This window comes from bacterium, assembly GCA_016708315.1.
Classification (GTDB): Bacteria; Zixibacteria; MSB-5A5; order CAIYYT01; family CAIYYT01; genus JADJGC01.
Window position 1 is genome coordinate 1 of the sequence record JADJGC010000001.1, and the last position, 22,332, is coordinate 22,332.

Below are 22,332 nucleotides of genomic sequence, written 5' to 3' on the forward strand. Positions count from 1 at the left end.
GCCGCTGCGAGCACAGTACCCCATGCTCATGATCCTTCGAAAAAAGACGGCACCAATCATGACGACCGCTGACATGGCTTTGCGTATGGACCCAATCTATAAGCCGATCTCCAAGCGCTTCCATGAGAATCCCAAAGGAATTTGCCGACGCTTCGCACGAGCATGGTTCAAGCTTACGCACCGTGACATGGGTCCGCGTCCCCGCTATCTGGGACGGAAGTTCCGCAGAGGAGCTGATTTGGCAAGATCCGATACCGGCTGTCAACCACGAGTTGGTTTCTCCGCAAGATGTTGCGACTCTCAAAGGCAAGGTTCTCGCTTCCGGGCTCTCGGTTTCAGAGTTAATCTCCACGCTTGGGCATCAGCTTCGACGTTTCGTAGCTCCGATATGCGTGGCGGAGCAAATGGTGCACGCATTCGCCTTGCACCTCAAAAGGACTGGAAAGTTAACCAACCTGATCAATTGGCAAAGGTTCTGAAGGCGTTGGAAGTCATTCAGGAAGAATTCAATCGTGCGCAGACTGGGACCAAGAAAGTCTCACTTGCAGACTTGATTGTACTCGCTTGGCTGTGCCGCTGTTGAAAAGGCGGCGAAGGATGCGGGCATAAATGTGTCAGTACCCTTCACACCCGGACGCATGGATGCTTCTCAGGAACAAACCGATGTGGAAGCACTTGCCGTCCATGAACCAAAGGCAGACGGTTTCCGAAACTATGTACGCGAGGATCGCGGATTGCGTGCTGGAAGAGTTGTTACTGGACCGAGCGAATTTGCTGACTCTGACCGCTCCTGAGATGACGGTTCTCGTCGGAGGATTGCGAGTTCTCAACACAAATACTGGACAGTCAAAGCACGGTGTCTTCACCAAGAAGCCCGGCGCTCTGACTAACGACTTTTTCGTAAATCTGCTCGACATGAGCGTAGAATGGCGTACCCCTCAACCGGTCGAAGGAAATCTTCGAGGGGCGAGACCGGAAGACCGGTGAAGTTAAGTGGACCGGCACACGTGTGGATCTTGTATTTGGTTCGCATTCCCAGCTGCGTGCCCTCGCAGAAGTCTACGCCTGATGATGACTCCAAAGAGAAGTTTGTAAATGACTTCGTCGCGGCTTTAGAACAAGGTCATGAATCTCGATCGTTTTGATCTCGCCTGATCTGATTGGACATGATTGACAGAAGTAAGGTCGGGTATTCCGACCTTACTTTTAGTGTCGACTCCACCCTATGTCCTCGGTCGGTTGCAGCCAGAATAGAGGAGATCGCCTTACGCCTTCTTCAATTTTTGTACCGAAGCCTTGACCATTTTGGTAAGTACTGCCAGTTCACGTCTTTGAGTTTGCTAATGTACAAACAACCTTTGCCCCTCTTGTGCTTGCCCAACTTGGCTAGTAGATCAGCTTGGTGTTCCAGCCCGCCCATCAGGTAGATGGAAATGGCACCTTTGCGGGGTGAAAATCCAACCATAAACCAATCACCTTCACGCCCGCTTGCACCGACATAGTGATATTCGCCGAACCCGACGATGCTCGATCCCCACATCCTGGTTGTTGTTTCGTGACTTTAGCCATCAGATCGGCAATCGCCTGGCAATCTGCGCGGCGATCGGCGTCTGGTATCGCTGCCAAAAACTTGGCGACACTATTAGCAGTTGGCTTTGTTTTCAATTCAGCCATTCCAAGTCCTCCTTCTCGAATTCTAGCTCCGGTTCAAACACAGGTTGTCCTTAACTCAAAGGACTGAGATCAAGTATATAGCACATGCGAATAATCGAATTGCGCTTCAAATGCCAACCATTTCGGCAAGTTCGCCCACGGCCTGATGTTGCCCAAAGGACAACAAGACCCAAGACAATTTTGAGAGCAAGTGGTATCGAAAACCGGAGTTTCTTCTTAAGCAGATGATTAGTATGCGGCAGATAGATTAGAGATAGAATGAGATAGAACATCCCCGGAACTGGATGCACAAAAGCAGATTCGCGATGCCAACGACAATGAAGATACTGCAGAAGGTCCAACTGAGTATGTTGGATGTCGCAATCTTGTCGCTTGTTAGAACCCTGTCGCTCACTTCTCCATGCCTTCTGTTGTGGCGCCAGCCTGACGAAACAGTGCTGCCGAAACTACGAACATGACCACGAAGAATCCGTTGAGAACAAACAATCCAACTATTCCGGGCGGTTCGTTCAGTGTGGCACGGTCAACCATCAACGCAATCAATGGGACTATCACCTGAGCAATTGCGGTGGCATACAGTGCTTTCGCCATACCGTGCGGTCTGAGTCGCGCTATAGCTGCACCGATGATGCCAATCTGGAGCACAGCGAAATACAACATGTTGAGGCCGCCCGGTTCACCGATGATACCGACGGCGAGGTTCACCCACACGAGCAATAATCCTGCCACAACCGCAATGCCGACTGCGGCACGATATGCGATGTTGTCTGACATTCGTGAGATCAGTACATACGAAAGACCAGTGCTGAATATGAGAGCCCCCATGATTATGAAATCGCCCGGGTCCCAGTCAACTTCTTCGCTAAACTGCATTGCCACCAGTGGTACCATCAAGATGAGCGCAGTCACAATCGCTACGAGTATGACCTGTTTGCGGAGTCGTAATTCCATAGTTACCTCTTATTGTCTTTTTCCGCGAGGCGAATACCTCGCCTTATATCGTTTTCTGTTCATCGGGAGCAACTCCCCTGATTAGTTCTTCAAGAGCGGCCAGGTGGTTTTGAAATGCCTTTCGACCTACATTTGTAATTGAGTAGGAGGTGTTCGATGACTTGCCGATAAATCGCTTCTTCACCTTGACATATCCGAGTTGCTCGAGGGTTGAGATATTGCTGGAGAGATTCCCATCGGAAGAGCCCAGTAGCAATTTTAGCGCCTTGAAGTCGATGCTGTCGTTCACCATAAGAGAGGCCATGATTCCCAACCTCGTCCGATTCTCGAGTCACTTGTTTATGTGATCAATGATTTGTTTCATCGCTCGTACTGCAAGTACATGATCACACCATACGCAGCTGTGACTACACCAAACCTACGCCCCAAAGTATCAATCCCGCCCCGACCCAAAACGCAGCTAACAGCCCCAGCACTAACTCGACTACTCCGAACACAATGGTTTCAGAAAAGCTATACTTGCCTGCGCTGATGAGCGCCAGTCCGAAAAACACCAACATCGCCGAACAGACAAGCTCATACATTCCAAGACGGGCAAGAGCAGCTACAAAAACACCTCCGGCAAGTAGAGGCAATGCAAGATGGATTGCGAATCGACGCGACGCCATATTCCATAACTCTTTGCCGTGGCGCTTCGCCCTACGGAGTGTGAAGATGAAGGCGACAGCCAATGCTGAGACAAGCGTAAGAAAGAACACGCCGGTCACGGGACGAACGAGATCTGGCGACTGCCGCAATGCGATAAAAACCCTCTTCGGAAAGCCAAACCGTATCGAGGGATTCGACAAATGAATCGAAATGCAACTAGTCCGATAATACCAGCCGAAACGCCAGAGAATCCGGACAGTGACACAAAAGTTGCGGACCGTGTCATTATAGAGTGAATCTGTTCAATTTGATCTACTGGCTGATCCGGATCTTGCATGCTACTCCTCATTCCAAAGCACTTTGATTTTCAAAGTAATATATACTATTCTACGACTTCGTCAATCTCAGGTTTCAGTTTTTGTTTCGGATTTATTCATCTAGTGGCGAGACTTAAGAATATGGAAAGCCGAAAGGGTGGACCTTTCACGTTGCAGCAGAGTGACTTAACTGGCGCTAGAGCCACAATAGAATCAGTCTCACTAAGTGGCGTGGTTCTGGGGTGAGTATGTGTTCGTCATCAAAATATTCACTTCAATGCGAGAAAGTCGGCAATGTTCGAACGGCAATAGAAAGTACGCCCGAAGACTGAACCCTTCCTGCTTCGGGTAGCGACAGACATCACACTTCGACGCTTTGTGAGAATCTACACCCTCAATGAGCCGCGAAATCCTCTTGCGGCATAATAAGATTCGGCGCCGTTATGATACAGGAAGACCTTGCCGTAGCGGTAATCGGCGAAAATGGCGCCGCCGAGATCCCTGATGTCGGAAGGCGTCTTGATCCAGCTCGACGTCTTGGTATCGAATTGTCCAAGACTCTGTAGGTTTCGATACTCGTCTTCGGTTAGAATCTCAATTCCCATCGCGGACGCCATATCAGTGGCGCTGTTTTTCGGTTTATGCTCCTTCCTCGATTCAAGTATCGCGATCGTAACACACTTCTGCGGCCCTTCGGACTTTCGGCGGAACAATCGACAAAGATGTATTCGCCGGTTTTCTTGTCATGGCCGACGACATCAGGTTCACCACCGGAATTCTCCATCTCATAGAGTGACCACATTTTTTCGGCGTCGGCTTTCAGTCTTGCCTCGACTTCTTGCCACTCGGAGCCCTTGTGCCGTTTCATGTTTTTCTCAAAGCGGGATTTCAATACCACCAGGAGCTCGTCGCGATGTTTTGATGACAGCTGTCTCCCATTGTTCTTTTTCTTGCTCATGGTCCTACTCTAACTCAATTTCTCTTCACTGATTTCTATGAGACCGTCGCATTTAGTACCAATTACGGATGTCACCGTGCGTCAGTCATGATGATCGACATCACGAAACGGTCTAATCTGCAATTTGACGAACACCCTCGAACAATCGTTACATCTTTGGCCACAACCAGCCGAATGTGCCAGCTGTAACCACCGCAAATAGAAGACCATCAAAACTGTCTTCAGGACAGTCCCCAATTTCGACCATACCAAATTCCGCCTTGAGCAACGCAAGCGGAATATCCCATAAACGCCGAGCATCCGATAAAGCGAAACACACTGAGGTATGAGCTACCCGGCTGCACCGCATGCCACGCGATATAGGCGGAGAATATGCTGACCAAGACGCTGTACAAGAACCAGAGGACCAGACTTTGCCCATGTTCATCTGACTGTTTTTGAGAACCGTCATTATCACAATCGGCCCCTTGTTGAGTTTCTCAACAAACTCAGGCGTACTGCAGTCCTTCATCGAATCAGCCCTTGGCAGCATAAAGTCGCCGGCTGAAATGTTGAATGGCCTCAATGCAGCTTGAACTGAATCTTGATCTGGCACCTTCTTGAAATCGTTTGCGTGGTATTTTAGGACCATGTGAATGATCGAGCTTACCACGAAAACAAAGACCGCTGAGAGCAAAATGGGCGCCCACAGTACTGTGATAAATTCCATAGTCGATATCTCCTATGACTTCTTCTTCTTTTAGATTTATGCAATTGAGTTCATGATGCCGGTACGCGTCCGGCTACGACATTGATAGGATGTGCGTCACATGCGCAAGCATAAACTTGAGACGAAATGGCAGGGTGTGCGCGACAACAACTATTGAGTATGCTCCTGGCAGGCAGAGTGGTGAGCGAAATGCCTCGTCGGTGGCAGTCCACTCGACAAATCGAACGACTAAATGGGAAACCTTAGTTTTCAATTAATGGAGGTGGGGGGAATCGAACCCCCGTCCGAGATGAACGCCAATTAACCGTCTACGCGCGTGTCCTTTGCATTTAATCTCGCTGATCAGATCGCCGCAAGGCTAAAGCTACCAATCAGCCAGTCGTGCTGTTAATTTCGCCTCGCGTCCGCCCGACCGAGTCGTAAGGCTATCCATCAATTAACGGCGCTTTTGCACAACGTCTGATGGCGGGCCTCGTGCAAAACGGCATGCTTAGTTTAGTTAAGCAGCAATGGCGTAGTTGTTGCCATTCAATTGGTTTACGCCTGTTTAACGAGACCGGCGCAATCTCGGCGCGCAAGTTAACCTCGCTTACCCCGTCGAAACCAGGTCACCCCAAAGGACTAACAAGTCATTCAGTATATATATCGGAAATTGCCGCGTCAAGTTCCTTAAATCGCAAGCCCTGAAGAAGTAGATTCGCAATAGCGTTCTTTGTGCAGCTTCAAAATTAGACCAATACCATTCTCGACACCATCATAGCGCACAATACACCACAACGGGATCGCTAAAAAGCTGACATAAATGGGAAAGCCGGGCAGGAAGAAATCGCAATTAAGACTTCTTATGTCGCCTTTTCAGTGTGAACCAATCTGATATCAATGCTGGACTAGACTAGTCTCAGAATCAACACAATTCCAGGTCTAGTACATATCACTTTTCGCTCTAGTGCCGATATAAGTAAAGGAAATCGACTACTGCGCTAGACAGTGATCTTTGGGGCCGAAAAACTGGGGAATCACAATGAAGAAATTGTCGATCAAAGCCAAAGTAACAATCGTAATTTGTGCATGCCTGTTTCTTGTACTTGGAGCAATGTCCACAATCAACAGCCACCTTCAAAGCAGTACAATCGGGGAAATGTGTACCGAGACAGGTCGTAATCTCAGTTGGACTATTACGCAACAACTTGAACAAATCATGATCCACGGAGAGAATGAGAACCTTCAACCGCTCACCGAGGAAATTGTGTCAAAAGGGTTGCTCGAAGAAATCACCGTAGTAGATGCGGATTTGAAAGTGAAACGCTCTTCGGACAAGAGTCTCGTCGATAAGCCGGCGGCTGATCCGATGTGGAAGGCACTATTTGAGTCGCTATCAGACACGGTCTTCAATACCGAAGTCGACGGGGTACCGGTCAAGGTCACTTATCATGTCTTGGAGAATAAACCCGCATGCGTACAGTGCCATGATGCAGATGCAGAAAAAGTCCTTGGTGGACTAAAGATGGCTCAGTCGATGAAGGCGCTCTCGGCGGCAACCACATCCAGTTACTTCACTAACGCCGTTCTATCTATCATGGGTATTCTGATACTTGTAGCGAGCATTCTTGTTGTCCAGAAGAAGTTGATCTTCGACCCTCTGAAGTCTGTGAAGTCAAATTGGAAATGGCCGCTGAAGGCGACATAGACCAAACCCTGCAAATAAAGTCAAACGATGAGATTGGAAGTCTGCTGCAATCAATTCAACGCTTAATCGACTACATTCGTGGATTCGCTGATGTGACTCAGAAGATGGCGCAAGGCGATTTCACGGTACAAGTCGAAGTTCGGTCAGCCCGAGATGTTCTGAGTGCTTCATTCAAATCAATGATCAGCAGTTTGAGCGCTTTGATCCATCAGTTAGGAGATAACGCAAATCAACTAGTGCAGGCGGCAAGTGGCATAGCCGAATCGTCCGATCAGATTTCCCGAGGGTCAAAGGCGCAATCTGATGAAGTGAATCAGGTATCGGCAGCGATTGAACAGATGTCAGCAACTATCTTCGAATCATCACAAAACGCGATTGATGCCAAAACTGTGTCGGATAGTGCTGCGACGACTGCAACCGACGGCAGTCGAATAGTCGAGAATACTCATCAGGGGATGCAGAAGGTAGCTGAAGTCGTTACGCATGCTGCCGTGTCAATTAAGAAGTTGGCAGCTTCAGCTGACGAAATTGGACAAATAGTCGCTGTCATAGATGACATTGCAGACCAGACGAATCTTCTCGCACTCAATGCCGCAATTGAAGCAGCTCGCGCTGGTGAACAAGGTCGCGGCTTTGCGGTTGTAGCAGATGAAGTAAGAAAGCTCGCGGAACGCACCGCCAAAGCAACAAGTGAAGTCACAAACATGATCAAAGGTATCCAGCAAGATACGTTGACGGCAGTGAGCGGCATGGAGCAAGGGACGCTTCATGTGAATAGCGGGCGCGAGTTAGCTGAGCAAGCTGGCGATAGTCTGCGTGAAATCGTGACAATGGCACAACAAGTCACCAATCGGATCACCCAGATTGCCGCGGCATCAAAGGAACAATCTTCAGCGGCCGAACAGATTGCTAGAAACATCGAACACATCTCGAAAGTCACAAGGAAACCGCCGTCAACCTCTGAGCAATCAGCGCATGTAGCAGTTTCCTTGAGTCAACAAGCTGAAAACTTGCAGCAGATTGTTGGGCGATTCAAAGTAAACTCCTAGCCTCGCTCACATAAGTTTGACGGCCTGTAGTCGAGATTCGGCTGTGGGCCGTTCTCACCGAACCAACTCTATTGATTAGTGTTTCGTTCTCGCGCTTGGGATTTCCAAGTGAATTTCAACTTGAAGAACCAATAGTCTTTTCGTATCATGAGGTGATGCTAAGTCGACGGAATCTTCAATACTGGATTGCTGCTAGCCTATTGCTGGCTTTCAGCTTCTTTGTCTTTCACACTATTGAGCATCACCATAGTCACGAACTGCAGCAAAAAGAATGTCCGATTTGCCACTTTGGAATCGACATTGCTCTTCCTGCGATTCTGATTCTGGCACTGATCGTAATCCCACCAATCCGCTATGTTGAAGTCTTGGCGGATTTCAAGCCTTCGAATCTTCTCATTTGCGCTTCAACTCCAAATCGGGCACCTCCTGCATCGTCTTAGTCCGCCAGTCTCAAACAAATCTAACTAAGAACAATTTGCCAATCTCGGCCTCCACTTTTTCCTCAGCTGGGTAATCGTGCGCCGACTTGAATTGGTCACAGGAGAAATCTAATGTTTGCAAGAGTTTTTCTGCTCGCTTGCGCGAGCATTGTCGCTCTGTCTACTGCTTTTGGTCAGACGACATTGAATCCCCGACCTATCCGTGGTTGGAGACATCCGGACTTTTACTCATAACGACAAATCACGACCTTCAGAAGAAAGCGAATTCAACCTCACGTCACCTGATATGGAAATCGTAGTGGCAGGGTATCTCAATCCCTATTCACGCGCAGACCTTGTCCTTGCATGGGAGGGTGGCGAAAAGGCGGAAATCGAGGAACTGTACGCGACAATATTGCGCGGCCTGCCGCTGGGAATGAACCTGCGCGCCGGCAAATACCGTTTGGAATTTGGCCGGTTAAATCCAGTTCATCCGCATGCGTACTCGTTTGTTCACCAACCTCTGCCCCATGAAATGTATTTCGGGGAAGAAGGTCTTAACGATATGGCGATTCGTGCCTCGTTCGCACTCCCGACTGGTAAGCTAAATACGGAAGTCATGGCAGCTGTGCTGAGAGGAGAGGTTCTTGCCGGCGAGGAAGAAGAAATTACGGAAGAGCCGCTTGAGATTACAAAATCAGTTGCTGCACTAGAGGGTGAAGAACCGCGGATTAAGCCTGGTTTTTTCGGTAGAATTACGACATCCGGCTCCCTGTCTGAGTCTGCGGAACTGACGGCCGGGGTCTCAGTCGTGACTTCGGAGTACGATCGCGATGAGCGGCTGCGTGCACGAGTCTTCGGAATTGACGCAAAATACAAGTGGAAACCAAATCGAAACAGTGCCCTCACTGTCGAAGGCGAATACTTGAACAACCGTCGCGAGGTTGTGGAAGGAGAAGCAGTGAGCTCGTCTGGAGCTTATGCTTATCTGGATTATCGATTCCGCCAGAAATACAACTTGGGAACAATGTTCGAGTATGTACAGGATGCGAACGATAACGACGCACATGTCACGCGAGTGACCGGGTTTATCGGGTTTGCTCCGATCGAAGAAACGACATTGATCCGAATAGTCGGAGACTGGACTACACCAAACGAAGGCGATGGATTTTGGACAGCAACACTGCAATTCGTGTTTTCGCTGGGACCACACCAACCGCACAACTTTTAGGAGATTAAGTTGAAACTATTCATAAACACTCTGATCGCGCTTGCATTCTTCGTTTCTGTAAGCGCGAATGCTGCCGTCAAAATCGTGACATCCACAAGTGACTTGGCATACTTCGCTACTGTCATCGGGGGGGATTTGGTCTAGGTTGCAAGTATTGCAGCTCCAACCGCAGACTTGCATTATGTCGAGGTACGTCCGAGCTATATGGTCAAGATGCGCGACGCGGACATTGTCTTCAAGATTGGCCTTGAACTCGACACTTGGATCGACAAAATCATTGACGGTTCACGAAATAGCAAACTCAAAAAGATTGACTGCTCGATGTATATTACGCCAGTGGAAGTGCCTACTTTCCACGCTGATGCTTCACATGGCGACTTACACCGATTCGGCAATCCTCACTATTGGCTTTCGCCCGCCAATGTAGAACCGATAACGCACGCAATTCTCGATGGTCTATCAAGTGTTGACCCTGCGAATTCTGGAGTCTTCGCACAAAATCGCGATAAGTTCCTCAAGAATCTGAATTCCGAGCTCCCGGCAATCAAGGCGCTCGCCGCGCCATTGGCAGGAATCGAAATCGTCACTTACCACAATTCATGGCCGTACTTCGCAGACTATTTCGAAATCAAACTGGCAGGATTCATTGAGAAGTTCTCTGGGGTTGCGCCGTCACCGTCTCATATGGGAGACATGATTGAACTGGTTAAGAAACAGCAGATCAAAATAATCGCGATTGAGCCATACTTTGAGAAACGCGTTCCGCAGCGCATTGCCGAGTCATCGGGAGCAAAGGTAGTGGTACTGTATCCCTCTATTGGCGGGCGTGAGCAAGGACGAGTCGTACATTGACTGGCTTCGCGGCAATATCAATGCCCTACTCGAAGAAATTAGGTAGCGGAGATGTTTGATTTACTGGTTTGGCCGCTTCTGATCTGCGTCGTCTTAGTTGGCATCCATGTCTACTTTGGCCTGCATGTGATCAAACGCGGAATCATTTTCGTAGACCTCTCCTGGCGCAGGTAGCTGCGCTGGGAGCACACTCGCCTTTCTTTTGGGTTTCGAGCTTGACAGTAGTGTCGCGTACTTCTTTTCTCTCGCCTTTGCGCTCTTGGGCGCCGTGATTTTCGCATTCACCCGTGAGATAGAAGGCAAGATCCCCCAAGAGGCGATCATTGGTATCGCATATGCTGTGAGTGCTGCGGCGGCAATCATGGCAGTGAGCCATTCTCCAGAAGGCGCTGAGCATATCAAGTATCTTCTGATCGGGAGCATTCTGACTGTGACGCCGCTCGTTGTTCTCAAAACTGCAGTCGTCTACACGCTCGTTGGTACTTTTCACTGGATCTACTTCAAGAAGTTTGCTGCGCTGACATTTGGAGGTGGGGACGTGCCGAAGAACCGACGCCTTTGGGATTTCTTATTTTATGCATCTTTCGGCGTCGTTGTAACCAGTTCGGTCAAGATCTGCGGTGTTCTGCTGGTATTCATCTTCTTGGTGGTACCATCAGTTTTCGCCGCATTGACAACCAACGGCATAGCCAAGCATTTGATTTTGGGTTGGATGTTCGGTTTGGTTGGTTCAGTGCTAGGACTGCTGCTTTCATTCTGGATCGACACACCGCCGGGCGCGACAATCGTATGCACGTTCGGTGCAATGTTGTTGCTGTATGGCGGACTTAGGTTAGTAATGGGAGGGAGAACTGTCTGTTAGTTCCCAACGGTTCGTGTGAACTCAATGTCGGCGTTCTCGTACTCAGCGATCAACGCCGACACGAGTTCCTTCACTGAGATGATCTCATCGACACGATATGCGTTGGCACCAGCGAAGGCAAATCCGTTATGGAGATAGCCTTTTTGAGCGCTTATCAAAGCGTGGGCAATACAATAGGGCGAATTCTGATAGTCGCAAGTGATGATGCAATGGTACGGACACTTGTAAGGTTTTTTCATTCCGGAAACGACGTCATCAAGGTATTTATTGCGGATCGCCCTGCCCGGCATACCAACTGGGCTTTTGATAATCACGATATCGTCCGCGACTGAATCAACATAGGCCTGCTTGAATGCTTCATTTGCATCGCACTCGAATGTCGCGACGAAGCGGGTACCCATCTGAACACCAGCCGCACCCATGTCAATAAATCGGTGGATATCGCCACCAGTGTAGATTCCGCCGGCGGCAATGACCGGGATCTTCTTACCTGTTTGTTTTTCGAAAATGGCGACCTCGTCAAGAATTGGCGGGATCAATTTCTCAAGTGCAAACTCCGGATCTGCTATTTGCTCGATTCGAAATCCAAGATGTCCGCCGGCTCGAGGACCTTCGACAACAAAAGCATCCGGAAGATAGTCGAACTTGCTCAACCATCGCTTACAGATCAACCCGACGGCCCTCGACGATGATACTATGGGTACGAGTTTGGTCCTGGTATCGTGCTTGCGGTATTGGGGCAGATTTAGCGGGAGTCCGGCTCCGGAGAAGATAATGTCTATCTCTTCCTCAATAGCAGTCTGTACCAAGTCGCCAAAGTTAGAGAAAGCAACCATGATATTGAGCCCAATTAAGCCTTTTGACAGTGATTTGGCGTTGCGAATTTCACGACGGAGCGCACGTGTGTTGGCTTCGAGGAAGTTGGAGTAGAAGTCCGGTTCGTTCATACCGATACCCGCAGAAGCGATCACACCTATACAGCCCTCATTGGCGACAGCGCTTGCGAGACCGGAAAGCGAGACTCCGACACCCATTCCGCCTTGAACTATTGGAATTCGAGCGCTGATATCACCGATTGAAAGGGGGCGGATACTTCTGGACGTCATCTAAGCGAATGTTCCTTGAGGCCGGATAGAAGTGAATACTACAGCGGTTGGTTACCACCGTGGACCATTAAATCTACGTAAATGTTTAAGATAAAGCTAATACAAATTGTCTTCAAAGAGTCACTTCAATTGCCAATGAAACTGGGAATGTCAGGGAATTGGCAGTGAGTATCGTGTCGCGTGGTTTCAAAACGGTACCTGGCTATCACTTGAGCGCTCTCGCACAAACCACTCATAATGCGCTATTGTAAACAGAACGCTTCCAAAGGCTCCGAAATAGCCTGCCAACGGAATTGAGAGGGCAATCGAGAAAAAGTAGTACAACCCCATCAATATGCCGGATTCCTGGCCTGTAAAAAGCATCGCGGCCTGAGAGACTGCAAAGATCATCGACACGGGAAACAGGGCAATGCCCGGAATGACAAGGGCGGAAAGGCACAGTCCGAGCGATGGCAACTTTGCTGAAGAAAGCTGTGCAAGCGACTTCGAGACCCCATCGCCGATACTCAAGTTGTACAAGACGATGTTTCGGTATGTGTAGTTCATAGCAGTCGTCAGGAATAGTGTCGCCGCAATAGCGACCGGCACAAAGAGCAACGCTATCACAATACCGAGAACAACCGAACTGATAAATGCGATGATCAGTGGAAGCCCGAGCATTATGACAAGCAGCATACCGCAACCGATCGAAAGCAATGCGACCAACAAACTGCGGCCAAAGAAATCGAAACCTGCGCGCAAGGCCTCTCCTGCACGCAACGGTGTTCCGGCACGGGCATGCGAGGTTGCAAGAATCAATGCCGGCTGTAGTATCGCGCCAGCCAACAAAACCAATACACCGAACGCCATTGCAACGCCCATCAATATGGCGAATTCCTTTATCGGAAACTCATCACCGGGCTGATAGTGGAAGTTGGTTGGATACCCGCCAATGAGTTGCGGGTAGATGATAAATCCTGCAAGCCAAAACCACTTGAAACGCCAAGCGATTACGAATGCCTCTTTGAGAATGTCAGCAAATTTCATAGTAAGATATAATAGAGTATTGCTTCAATTCTCCCAAGACGATTTTTTGTCACATTCCGGGAGATTCCATAACTGACTTTTTTCATCGATTAATTCATTGCGCTACAACGAGATTGCCGGCAATGCCCGGTACTGTCTGAAGATTTTTTCTTGACAGTTGTTTAATCAATCCTATTTTGACAAAACTTCTGACTCATGTTTTCGTAAACTTTTGCGATAATAATAGTCAAACTTAACGAGGAGAAAACCTTGATGCTGAACTGGCAACAAACACCCGCACAACGTCGGGGAGTAGTCTGCCTGCTCCGTGACAAGGTTCCGCCTCGGCCTATCCGCCCTAATCTCTAAATACGACATTACACGGATAATTCGAGCCGGACCCGATCGAGTCCGGTTTTTTTGTGATTGCCACCGGACTCTGACAAGAGTTGTTTAAACGATTAGAGGATTGGTTAGCAAATTATGGATTCAGCATATTATCAAGAGGAACAGGAGACTTCAGTCAGCGCCAGAGAAGCGTTGCGCGGCTTGTTGCCGCTCCTGTCACCGCACCGACACAGGTTGTATATCAACCTTGTGCTGCTCATTGTCGCCAACGGGCTCTCGTTGCTTAGCCCGGTGGTGATTCAGAAGACTGTCGATCTGGTTACATCCCCTGCCTCGACGACTGCCGGCATCGGTCTGCCGACTGCCGCCGTTGATGCACTGATCCCGCAGATCATGTGGATGTCCCTTATTTATGTGGTCGTGTTATTCGCGTTCCTGGTTGCGAACTACGCTCAACGAGTTCATTTGGAAGTAATAGGTCAGGATGTTATTACCGATTTGAAACAACGCTGCTTCAATCACGTCGTCGGACTTTCAGTATCGTTCTTTGATCGCAATCCGGTCGGACGGCTGTTGTCACGAGTTGAATCAGATGGCGAGGCGCTCCGCCAGTTCTTCTCAAGTGTCGTCGTGCTGATTATCGGCGATGCGCTGAAATTGATCGGCATTTTTGCGATTCTGTTCTACTACAGCTGGCGACTGACGCTTGCTGTGCTGGCATTGGCACCGATCGTAATCGTGTTGATATACTTCTATCAGCGCTATACGACCCCGCGGTTTCTGGGCATTCGCAAGAAGATGGCCGACGTTATCGCGACAATGACGGAGTTCCTGCAAGGCATGAGCGTCGTCCAGGTATTCAATCGCCAGCAGTTGGTGCGGGACCGCATGAACGAAGCCAATCGGAACAAATTCAAGCTTGATGCCGAGGCGCACCTATCGCATACAACGTTCTTCAATCTGGTCTTCTTCGTGGAGAACGTCGGAATTGCAGCAGTGACGTTTTTCGGTGCGACCGTTCTGGTTGGACAGGTTTCAGGAACCGGCGCTGAATCAATGACAGTCGGTACAATACTGTTGTTCATCATGTTCATGAGGATGTTCTTCGAACCTATACATCGCGCGGCTGAAGAACTGCACGTATTGCAGCGCGCCATAGCAGGAGCCAGACGCGTGTTTGCATTAATGAAGAATGAGGAGCGGATTCCTGAAGCGCCTAAGCCGCTTGTGTGGCCGAGCTTCAACGAAGTCATTCGCTTCGAGAATGTCGGACTGTCTTACAATGGCGACGATCGCTTTGCACTGCGCAACGCTTCCTTTGAGATCGCCAAGGGCGAGAAGGTCGCGCTGGTTGGAGTTACCGGTGGCGGCAAGAGCACAATCGTAAACTTGCTGCTTCGTTTCTACGATGCGACTGAAGGCCGAATCACAGTCGACGGAATCGACATTCGCGACTTGCACACGACCGATTTGCGGTCAAAGTTCGGTTTGGTATTGCAGGATATCTTCCTCTTCCCGGGAAATGTCCGCGACAATATCACGCTTGAACAGAGTCGCATCAGTGCGGAAGCACTGGAATCGGCATCGCAGTTGGTAACAGCTGACCGGTTTATTGAGCGGATGCCGAAGAAATACGAAACTGAGATTTCCGAACGCGGCGCCAATCTCAGCCGCGGTGAAAGACAATTGCTGTCTTTTGCACGGGCGATGGTTTTCGATCCGCAGATCTTGCTTCTCGACGAGGCCACCAGCTCGGTGGATCCCGATACCGAGAAGCAGATACAACTGGCACTTGACCGGCTCTTGGCCGGCAGGACGTCGTTGATAATCGCGCATCGACTTTCGACGATTCTGGATGCCGACAAAATACTCGTCATCCGCGAAGGTCAGATTATCGAGCGCGGAACACATCGGGAGCTACTGGCTCAAGGCGGTTACTATGAGAAGCTCTATCGCCTGCAGTTCCAGGGACCAGAAACAGTGAAGGTAGCAAATGTGGAACAAGTTTAAGTGGTTGATGAGCGGATATTCCAACCACAAGCTGGCATTGACCTGGCTTGTGGTGGGAACTCCGGCCATCGCCGCCATAGCGATGCTGCAGCCAATGGTGCTGAAGTATCTTTTTGATGTCGTCAAGTACGGCAAGGGCGAGCTACCGGCTTTGCTCCAGCCGATTGGTGCAATGTTGCAGAGGTACGAGCTGTCACCTCTTGCGGAAGCTCTGACAATCCAGCTGATTCTTGCTGTAGTCGTATTGGTCGTTTACAACGCGCTTCAAGGCACACGCGCCTACATGAATCAGCGACTGGAGTGGGAGTTCCGTCAGCGGGCGTTCGCATCGACGACTGAGAAGGGTCCTGACTTTTTTAACGCCTTTCGCACCGGCGATTTGGTGACTCGTATGACCGACGACGTCGCCGAAAAGCTAGCGTGGTTTGCCTGCTCGGGAATCTTCCGGTTCTACGAAGCTGTGCTGATAGTCGTGATCGGTGTAGCAATGATGTTGACTTTGGATGTACGATTGACCGTTTACACGGTTACACCGTTACCGATATTGATCATCATCTTCATGTTTACATCGAGTTCGCTGGACAAACGCTTCGACAATCTCCAAGCGCGTATCTCCGATCTCAACAATGCGATGGAGTCGTGCTTTTCAGGCACGCGTGTGGTCAAAGCGTACAATCGCGAAGAAGCATGGAAGGAGAAATTCGCCGCCACAATCGGAGCGCGTCGCAAGGCGGAGATTTCAACCGTACGAGCCTGGGCAGCTATTGATTCGCTGTACATGTACATCTGGCAGTTCGGAATCGCCTTGGTAGTATTGATTGGCGGTATCATGGCGGCGAAAGGTTCGATAACGATCGGTGACTTCGTGGCTTTCACGAGCTATATCTTCCTGCTGGTCTTCCCGATGTTTGACATCGGCCAGTTCATCGTGAAAGGTCGACAGTCGGCGGTCAGCATTGGGCGCCTGATGGAGATTCAGAATTTCCCGGCTATGGTGTCCAATCACAACGGTGACCACAGCGCGATTGATTTCGAGAAGATTCGTTTCGCGAATGTGTCATTTCGCTTCGCAAACAGCGAACACTACTCGCTGAAGGACGTCGAATTCGAAGTCAACAAGGGTGAAACGGTTGCCTTGGTGGGTCGCGTCGGATCCGGCAAGAGCACGGTGATTAACCTTTTGACGCGCCTGGTCGATCCGAATGAAGGAATGATCATGTTAGATAGTCGTCCTTTGAAATCGCTCTCATTGGATAACTATCGCGACATCATCGGCTATGTTCCTCAGGAACCGGTGCTGTTTTCGGACACGATCGAAGGCAATGTCCGATTCGGGGACAATTCGATCTCTGCCGAGAAGGTCACCGAGGTAATCAAACTCGCGCAGCTCGATTCGCAGCTTGAGCGTTTTCCGAACGGTCTGCAAACGCGCATCGGCACACGAGGGTTGACGATCTCGGGCGGCGAGAAACAGCGCGTTGCGATTGCGCGAGCATTGGCGCGGAATCCGAAGATATTGATTCTCGATGATTGCACTTCTGCGCTCGATGCCCGAACGGAGGAGCGCCTGTGGTCGGCATTGCACGAGGTAATGCCCGACATGACCTGCTTCGTTGTGACGCATCGCGCCAAGACTCTGCGCAAGGCTAACAAGATCCTGCTCTTTGAAGAAGGCAAGATCATTGACCGCGGCACGCACGATGAATTGCTTGTGCGTTCGGATTCTTATCGCGAGCTGTACTCGCGGAGTGAATTGCAGGAAGCTGTTGAAGGGTAAGATTGTTCTCACTCTCTCTTGGCAGAGCATGAGAGAGTGAGAATCACTAATCGCTACAGATGGTAAAGCATCGCATAGACTGCGATGCCGCTAATCGAGACAAACATCCACACCGGCCAGAGCCAGCGTACGATGCGTTGATGCTTTTCGAATCGCCCCTTCAGTGCGTGAGTTACAGCGACAATTATGAAAGGGGTCATCAGAGCTGCAAGTATGACATGCGGTATCAGAATCGCAAAGTAAACCGGTCGTGTCCAATCGTGATGTGGATACGGTACGGAACCCACACCGTAGTGGTAGATTAGATATGTGGTCAGAAACAGAGCCGAGGAAGTCAGTGCGGCTATCATGATCTTGCGGTGTGTTTCGCGGCGTCCGCGCTTGATGTTGATGTACCCGAGCGCCAGAAGGATCGCACTAATTGCGTTAAAGGTGGCATTAACTGACGGGAGAATAGAGTAGTCAATCACATTGACCTCGCCAGATTGCGGATATTGTCTCGTAGCGCAGTCAATTCGTCATCGTCGTTGTATGAATAAAATCCGCGTATCTGTCCCTTATCGTCGACGAGTATTAGATGAAGGATGATTCGACGGTAAATCGCTTGCATCAAGCATGAAGCCATGTTCCAAAGTACTGCCACATCGACCAGCGGGCCGCGAGCAAAAATCCAACGACCATCATTGACTCCAAAGCCATCGGCATAAGTGCGAAGCACTTCAAGCGTGTCGTAGTCCGGATCAACGGTAATAGATAAGAATCGAACCTTGTCAGATCCTCGGTAGAGATCGTACATCTTCTTGATGTTGGCCGACATCGTCGGACAAACGCCCTGGCAACGAGTAAACATGAAATTCACGACGTGCAATCGTCCATTCGGCCGTCCGCGTAAACTCTTCGCCGTTACTGGCCGTTAGTCTGAAGCTCGGCACCTCGCCGAGGATTGGCAGTTGACTGCGCGATTGTTCGGCCGAATTGACCACAAATGCGGCCACCACAGCAAGAATTACGACCAGAGGCACAACCCCATATCAGCAGTGACGGTTTGCTTTGCTTAGTCATCTATTCCTAGCCTCTTGGTCGCTGTGTGGAGCACCAACAAAACGCCAATGAAGAGCGACGCTACCCAAACATGAACAGCTGAAGCAGTGGCGGCAATGCCACCGCAATCAGGCCAGTCCCAAGAGACATCTGCACAGCTACGAGCAGGATCATTGTCCACACGCTAAGCTTAACGATAGAGTCCGGCTGAGGTGATGTTCGGTATACCATGATGCCGATTGTGAATGCCATTGCCGCGACAATAACTCCCAGAAACACGTGAACGTACTTGATTCCACCGACAAGCGCCATTAGCTCGTGATCAGTCGCAAGCGGGCTTGTCACACCAAGGCTTCGATATCCGCACGGACATTAGCACCGATGACAATTTGTATGACAGTGATTAGCCACAGAAGACCAATGGATATGGGTACACTTTGGATACGCCACCTCTGTTATTGAACTTGTCTCTTCCAGGTAGTACGCCTGTTGGGCAACGTAAATCAACAGACTGACTATCCCCAGCGCAATCACCAGATGAATCGAAACAGTCAGTGAGTGAATTCCGAGTAGACGACCTTGCCCACCTTGCCATCCAGGAATGCGACCAACAAAGCTGCACCAATAGAGGAAACAAGATCCGAAGCGTACGCCGATAATGCACAATCGCAAGTACTGCAGTCGCTGCGGATGAATAGCCCCGAATCGTCCCTGAAAGCCGATTCAAGGTACTCGATCCAGGCAAGCGTGAAATTGAATGTGGCTGGGTTTATCGAAGCGGGCAAGTCGGCTGCGCTTAGCGGGGAATCCACCCGCCGAAGCATTTTGGCCAGTCAGGGCATCCGAGTCCAGCCCTGATACTGGACAAGGCCGCCAGCGAAGATAACGATGTAAGTGCCGATTGTGGAAAGGAGCGCAAAACGTCGGAACAGGAGTCATCTTATCTTACCGCAATATCGCATGATTTGTCCACTCTAAGGACAATTATAAGTTGCTTATAAACAAAGCAACTATTAATGACCAGAGTTGGTCGCGGCCGGTACCGTAGCAGGTGTGGCAGACGTGGAATCGGAAATGACCTTGCTGGTATCGATGGTCGTGGAATCAATCTTTGCTCCCGAGCTGTCATGGCCGGCTGCGCCCTTATTGAAAGCGGCTGAGTTGTACATCTCGGCGCGCGGATTGATCGGCTTCACGCGAAGCTCATCAATATCACCACGTCGAGTAGTGTCAAACATCGTCAGACGATGAAAACAGTCAAGCACAGGAGACAAACTGTGAATGCAATAAAGAAACAACTTATTGTCATACCAGAGGTGCAATGAAGAAGAATGCCACAAGCAGCGCTTTGATGGAAGCAATTGCAAGCGCTATGACAATATTGAGACCGCCAAAGTCGTAAAAGAAACCTCTACAGTGACAAATGTCAAAAACAGGAGTGCCGCACCGATTCCAAGATAAATCTTGAGCGGCAAAACGTGATTTTGTGTATGACTGGCTGCGCTTGAACTCATGCTTCTACCCTATCAAATACAATAATGGGAACAGGAAAATCCAGATTAAGTCGACCAAGGCAGTGAGAGGCCCGTCATCTCAATTGGTGTATAATACTCGGCCGAGATAGTTCCCCGTACCGTTCGAATCATCATCCAAACAATCAGCCCCATTCCGCCGAGAACGTGGAATCCATGAAGTCCGGTCATCGCAAAGTAAATGCTGAAAAACACGTGCGGGTTGTTGCCCTCGAGGCCAGTATAGGTGTAGTATTTGCCGGGAAGCTGGCCAAGGTGAATCTTGTGTTCATATTCGAAGTACTTAATCACCAGGAAGGTTGCCGCAAACATCAGAGTCGCAGCCAAAAACCACAGTGTGTGCGTGCGATTGTTCAACTGCATTGAGCGAATTGCCAGCGCCATCGTGACAGAACTGGTAATCAGAACAACTGTGTTGATCGATCCAAGCACTACATCGAGCTGCTTGTGTGCTTCCCAGAACATATCGGGATACCATGCTCTGAATATTGCATAAGCGCAGAACAAGCGCCGAAGAGCAAGATTTCTGTCAATAGAAACAGCCATGTCCGAGCTTTGCGGCGTCCGCCTGCTGCGCGGAATCGTGAAAATGGTGCTGAAGATGTGCCGGGTGGCCGTGGGTTGACTGATGAGTCGACATCGCGCTACCTACCTTGTTTCCTTGACGACAATCTTGTCGTAATCATACGGGCCGTGAGATGCAACCGGATCGTGGTGGAAGTTCTCAGTCGGAGGCGGTGAACTGGTAGCCCATCCCATTGTCAAAGAACCCCATGGATTATCACCGGCAGGTTTGCCCTAAAAATCGCCCGTACCAAATAGAACGCCATCACGACAAAACTGGCCCGATGACAAAAGCTCCAATTGAGGAGAAACCATGCAGTCCCTGATACTACTGACATAAGTGAAGTAGCGACGCGGCATACCTTGCGAGCCCATTATGAACTGGGTGAAGAATGTCATATTGAATCCGATGAAAATCAGCGCGCAGGCAATACGAGCCCAAACTCGCTGTACATGCGCCCCCAGATTTTCGGCCACCAGTAATGCAGTCCCGCCAAGAATGCCATCACTGTGCCGCCCATCATCACATAATGGAAGTGCGCGACTACGAAATACGTGTCGTGAAGATGGATATCCACTGACAGTGCTCCAAGCATAATACCTGTTACGCCTTTATGGTGAACAGAAACAGGAAGCTTAACGTAAAGCATCGGCGAGTCGAGCGAGATTGAACTTTGTACATCGGAGCGAGCCAATTGAAAACCTTGATACCGGAAGCGGTATTCCAACAAGGAAGGTTAAGAACGAGAAGATCACGATTGTGAGTTCCGATTCGGGCGGACGTGAACAGTGGTGTCCCCAAACCAGGAAGCTGACAAGCGATGCAAGGCTCGAAAACGCGATAGCCTTGTACCCGAAGATCTCTTCGCGTGAAAAAGTCGCAATCGTTTCGAGATAACGCTATTCCCGGAAGAATCATGATGTATACCGCGGGATGCGAATAGAACCAGAAGAAGTGCTGGAAGAGAACGAGGTCGCTACCCAGCGCCGGATCGAATATACCGATAACAGGAGACGGTCGAGAATCAGAAGCACCAGGCGTAACTGCAAAGGACCGGCGTTGCCAGAATTTGCAAGATGGCAGTAGCGTAGATACCCCAACAGAACAATGGCATACTGAAACCAGGTCACGCCGGGTGCACGCATCTTGTGAATTGTAACAACGAAGTTCATTCCGGCAAAAATAGACGAGGAAGTAAGAATGAACACTCCATGTACCATCGATATTACTTGCCGTGTTTGTGGTCGTCGAATACGGTGTATAGAAAGTCCAACCGGTACTACAGCGTTGGTAATTGTCGAATACAAAACGAATAGCGCACCGAAGACATAGACATGCCTGCATGCCAGGTTAAGACGAGGGAAAAAGCCACGTCCTTAAAGCGAGTATTGGCGGTAACACAAAATTGCCCAATGCTGGGAATGGAAGGAATGATAAAAACAAGAAGATCATTATCGCGCCGTGCAGCGTGAACATCTTGTTATACGTATCATGAGCCATCGGGTTCCGTGCAGGCGTCAGCAGTTCCCAGCGAATCAAGAGAGCGAAGATTCCTTCAACAAGGAAGAAGAACATTATCGCAAACAGGTAC

The 22,332-nt window shown here is 49.7% G+C and carries 18 protein-coding genes, 1 other RNA gene and 6 pseudogenes; 9 read left to right on the top strand and 16 right to left on the bottom strand.

Annotated elements, in window-relative coordinates; translation table 11 throughout:
• Nucleotides 1–1,155: pseudogene (locus IPH59_00005) on the top strand (catalase-peroxidase).
• 110 nt (nucleotides 1,156–1,265) lie between these two features.
• Here IPH59_00005 and IPH59_00010 read toward each other — a convergent pair.
• From IPH59_00010 to ssrA, 7 genes and pseudogenes are all read right to left on the bottom strand, one after another.
• Nucleotides 1,266–1,674, bottom strand: a pseudogene (locus IPH59_00010) (DUF1801 domain-containing protein).
• Nucleotides 1,675–2,064: 390 nt separating this feature from the next.
• Nucleotides 2,065–2,556: a hypothetical protein gene (locus IPH59_00015; protein MBK7090109.1), complete on the bottom strand. Its 492-nt coding sequence runs from the start codon at nucleotides 2,554–2,556 to the stop codon at nucleotides 2,065–2,067.
• A 112-nt stretch (nucleotides 2,557–2,668) separates the two neighbouring features.
• A pseudogene (locus tag IPH59_00020) lies at nucleotides 2,669–2,989 on the bottom strand (transcriptional regulator).
• 43 nt (nucleotides 2,990–3,032) lie between these two features.
• Complete coding sequence (locus IPH59_00025; GenBank protein MBK7090110.1) at nucleotides 3,033–3,422, bottom strand: hypothetical protein; 390 nt, start codon at nucleotides 3,420–3,422, stop codon at nucleotides 3,033–3,035.
• A gap of 554 nt (nucleotides 3,423–3,976) precedes the next feature.
• Nucleotides 3,977–4,548: pseudogene (locus tag IPH59_00030) on the bottom strand (DUF4256 domain-containing protein).
• Nucleotides 4,549–4,696: 148 nt separating this feature from the next.
• A complete protein-coding gene (locus IPH59_00035) occupies nucleotides 4,697–5,257 on the bottom strand; it encodes a hypothetical protein (GenBank protein MBK7090111.1) in 561 nt (186 codons plus the stop codon).
• 254 nt (nucleotides 5,258–5,511) lie between these two features.
• Nucleotides 5,512–5,872: a transfer-messenger RNA gene (gene ssrA / locus IPH59_00040) on the bottom strand.
• A 406-nt stretch (nucleotides 5,873–6,278) separates the two neighbouring features.
• On the opposite strand from ssrA, the gene IPH59_00045 reads away from it, so the two are divergent.
• The 6 genes from IPH59_00045 (at nucleotide 6,279) to IPH59_00070 (ending at nucleotide 11,357) form a co-directional block, all read left to right on the top strand.
• Complete coding sequence (locus IPH59_00045; protein MBK7090112.1) at nucleotides 6,279–6,944, top strand: hypothetical protein; 666 nt, start codon at nucleotides 6,279–6,281, stop codon at nucleotides 6,942–6,944.
• The gene (locus IPH59_00050) at nucleotides 6,923–7,993 is read left to right on the top strand and encodes a methyl-accepting chemotaxis protein (GenBank protein ID MBK7090113.1); all 1,071 of its coding nucleotides are present in this window, start codon (nucleotides 6,923–6,925) and stop codon (nucleotides 7,991–7,993) included. Before IPH59_00045 ends, IPH59_00050 begins: the two co-directional genes overlap by 22 nt.
• A gap of 155 nt (nucleotides 7,994–8,148) precedes the next feature.
• Nucleotides 8,149–8,433, top strand: a complete 285-nt coding sequence (locus tag IPH59_00055) for a hypothetical protein (protein MBK7090114.1) — start codon at nucleotides 8,149–8,151, stop codon at nucleotides 8,431–8,433.
• Between the two features lie 298 nt (nucleotides 8,434–8,731).
• Nucleotides 8,732–9,643 (top strand): hypothetical protein, encoded by a 912-nt coding sequence (locus IPH59_00060; GenBank protein ID MBK7090115.1) that lies wholly within the window; start codon nucleotides 8,732–8,734, stop codon nucleotides 9,641–9,643.
• A 174-nt stretch (nucleotides 9,644–9,817) separates the two neighbouring features.
• Nucleotides 9,818–10,495, top strand: coding sequence for a zinc ABC transporter substrate-binding protein (locus IPH59_00065; protein ID MBK7090116.1), 678 nt, complete (start codon nucleotides 9,818–9,820; stop codon nucleotides 10,493–10,495).
• Nucleotides 10,496–10,697: 202 nt separating this feature from the next.
• Nucleotides 10,698–11,357 (top strand): metal ABC transporter permease, encoded by a 660-nt coding sequence (locus IPH59_00070; GenBank protein ID MBK7090117.1) that lies wholly within the window; start codon nucleotides 10,698–10,700, stop codon nucleotides 11,355–11,357.
• Here the strand turns inward: IPH59_00070 and IPH59_00075 are convergent.
• Nucleotides 11,354–12,463 carry a nitronate monooxygenase gene (locus IPH59_00075; protein ID MBK7090118.1) on the bottom strand — a complete coding sequence of 370 codons (1,110 nt, stop codon included), beginning with the start codon at nucleotides 12,461–12,463 and terminating at the stop codon, nucleotides 11,354–11,356. The two genes, IPH59_00070 and IPH59_00075, sit on opposite strands and share 4 nt — an antisense overlap.
• Before the next feature lie 186 nt (nucleotides 12,464–12,649).
• A complete protein-coding gene (locus tag IPH59_00080) occupies nucleotides 12,650–13,489 on the bottom strand; it encodes a hypothetical protein (protein ID MBK7090119.1) in 840 nt (279 codons plus the stop codon).
• A 462-nt stretch (nucleotides 13,490–13,951) separates the two neighbouring features.
• Here IPH59_00080 and IPH59_00085 point away from each other — a divergent pair, with 462 nt between their 5' ends.
• On the top strand, nucleotides 13,952–15,826 hold the full coding sequence (locus IPH59_00085) for an ABC transporter ATP-binding protein (GenBank protein MBK7090120.1): 1,875 nt from the start codon (nucleotides 13,952–13,954) through the stop codon (nucleotides 15,824–15,826).
• Nucleotides 15,810–17,603 (top strand): ABC transporter ATP-binding protein, encoded by a 1,794-nt coding sequence (locus IPH59_00090; GenBank protein ID MBK7090121.1) that lies wholly within the window; start codon nucleotides 15,810–15,812, stop codon nucleotides 17,601–17,603. The genes IPH59_00085 and IPH59_00090 overlap by 17 nt, the downstream gene beginning before the upstream one ends.
• Before the next feature lie 53 nt (nucleotides 17,604–17,656).
• Here IPH59_00090 and IPH59_00095 read toward each other — a convergent pair whose 3' ends face one another.
• From IPH59_00095 to IPH59_00125, 7 genes and pseudogenes are all read right to left on the bottom strand, one after another.
• Nucleotides 17,657–18,070 carry a DUF420 domain-containing protein gene (locus tag IPH59_00095; protein ID MBK7090122.1) on the bottom strand — a complete coding sequence of 138 codons (414 nt, stop codon included), beginning with the start codon at nucleotides 18,068–18,070 and terminating at the stop codon, nucleotides 17,657–17,659.
• Nucleotides 18,070–18,453: an SCO family protein gene (locus tag IPH59_00100; protein MBK7090123.1), complete on the bottom strand. Its 384-nt coding sequence runs from the start codon at nucleotides 18,451–18,453 to the stop codon at nucleotides 18,070–18,072. Before IPH59_00100 ends, IPH59_00095 begins: the two co-directional genes overlap by 1 nt.
• Before the next feature lie 272 nt (nucleotides 18,454–18,725).
• On the bottom strand, nucleotides 18,726–18,989 hold the full coding sequence (locus tag IPH59_00105) for a hypothetical protein (protein MBK7090124.1): 264 nt from the start codon (nucleotides 18,987–18,989) through the stop codon (nucleotides 18,726–18,728).
• Between the two features lie 206 nt (nucleotides 18,990–19,195).
• Nucleotides 19,196–19,468, bottom strand: a complete 273-nt coding sequence (locus IPH59_00110) for a hypothetical protein (GenBank protein MBK7090125.1) — start codon at nucleotides 19,466–19,468, stop codon at nucleotides 19,196–19,198.
• Between the two features lie 189 nt (nucleotides 19,469–19,657).
• Nucleotides 19,658–19,882: a hypothetical protein gene (locus tag IPH59_00115; GenBank protein MBK7090126.1), complete on the bottom strand. Its 225-nt coding sequence runs from the start codon at nucleotides 19,880–19,882 to the stop codon at nucleotides 19,658–19,660.
• Nucleotides 19,883–20,162: 280 nt separating this feature from the next.
• A pseudogene (locus tag IPH59_00120) lies at nucleotides 20,163–20,641 on the bottom strand (cytochrome c oxidase subunit 3).
• A gap of 183 nt (nucleotides 20,642–20,824) precedes the next feature.
• A pseudogene (locus IPH59_00125) lies at nucleotides 20,825–22,241 on the bottom strand (cbb3-type cytochrome c oxidase subunit I).
• Nucleotides 22,242–22,332: the final 91 nt, after the last annotated feature.

Excerpts from the sequence above, each read along its gene's own strand:
- IPH59_00085 (MBK7090120.1), top strand. The coding sequence starts at position 13,952 with ATGGATTCAGCATATTATCAAGAGGAACAGGAGACTTCAGTCAGCGCC.
- IPH59_00055 (MBK7090114.1), top strand. The coding sequence starts at position 8,149 with ATGCTAAGTCGACGGAATCTTCAATACTGGATTGCTGCTAGCCTATTG.
- IPH59_00045 (MBK7090112.1), top strand. The coding sequence starts at position 6,279 with ATGAAGAAATTGTCGATCAAAGCCAAAGTAACAATCGTAATTTGTGCA.
- IPH59_00050 (MBK7090113.1), top strand. The coding sequence starts at position 6,923 with ATGGCCGCTGAAGGCGACATAGACCAAACCCTGCAAATAAAGTCAAAC.
- IPH59_00090 (MBK7090121.1), top strand. The coding sequence starts at position 15,810 with ATGTGGAACAAGTTTAAGTGGTTGATGAGCGGATATTCCAACCACAAG.
- IPH59_00080 (MBK7090119.1), bottom strand. The coding sequence starts at position 13,489 with ATGAAATTTGCTGACATTCTCAAAGAGGCATTCGTAATCGCTTGGCGT.
- IPH59_00110 (MBK7090125.1), bottom strand. The coding sequence starts at position 19,468 with ATGCTTCGGCGGGTGGATTCCCCGCTAAGCGCAGCCGACTTGCCCGCT.
- IPH59_00115 (MBK7090126.1), bottom strand. The coding sequence starts at position 19,882 with ATGTTTGACACTACTCGACGTGGTGATATTGATGAGCTTCGCGTGAAG.
- IPH59_00035 (MBK7090111.1), bottom strand. The coding sequence starts at position 5,257 with ATGGAATTTATCACAGTACTGTGGGCGCCCATTTTGCTCTCAGCGGTC.
- IPH59_00075 (MBK7090118.1), bottom strand. The coding sequence starts at position 12,463 with ATGACGTCCAGAAGTATCCGCCCCCTTTCAATCGGTGATATCAGCGCT.
- IPH59_00100 (MBK7090123.1), bottom strand. The coding sequence starts at position 18,453 with ATGTTTACTCGTTGCCAGGGCGTTTGTCCGACGATGTCGGCCAACATC.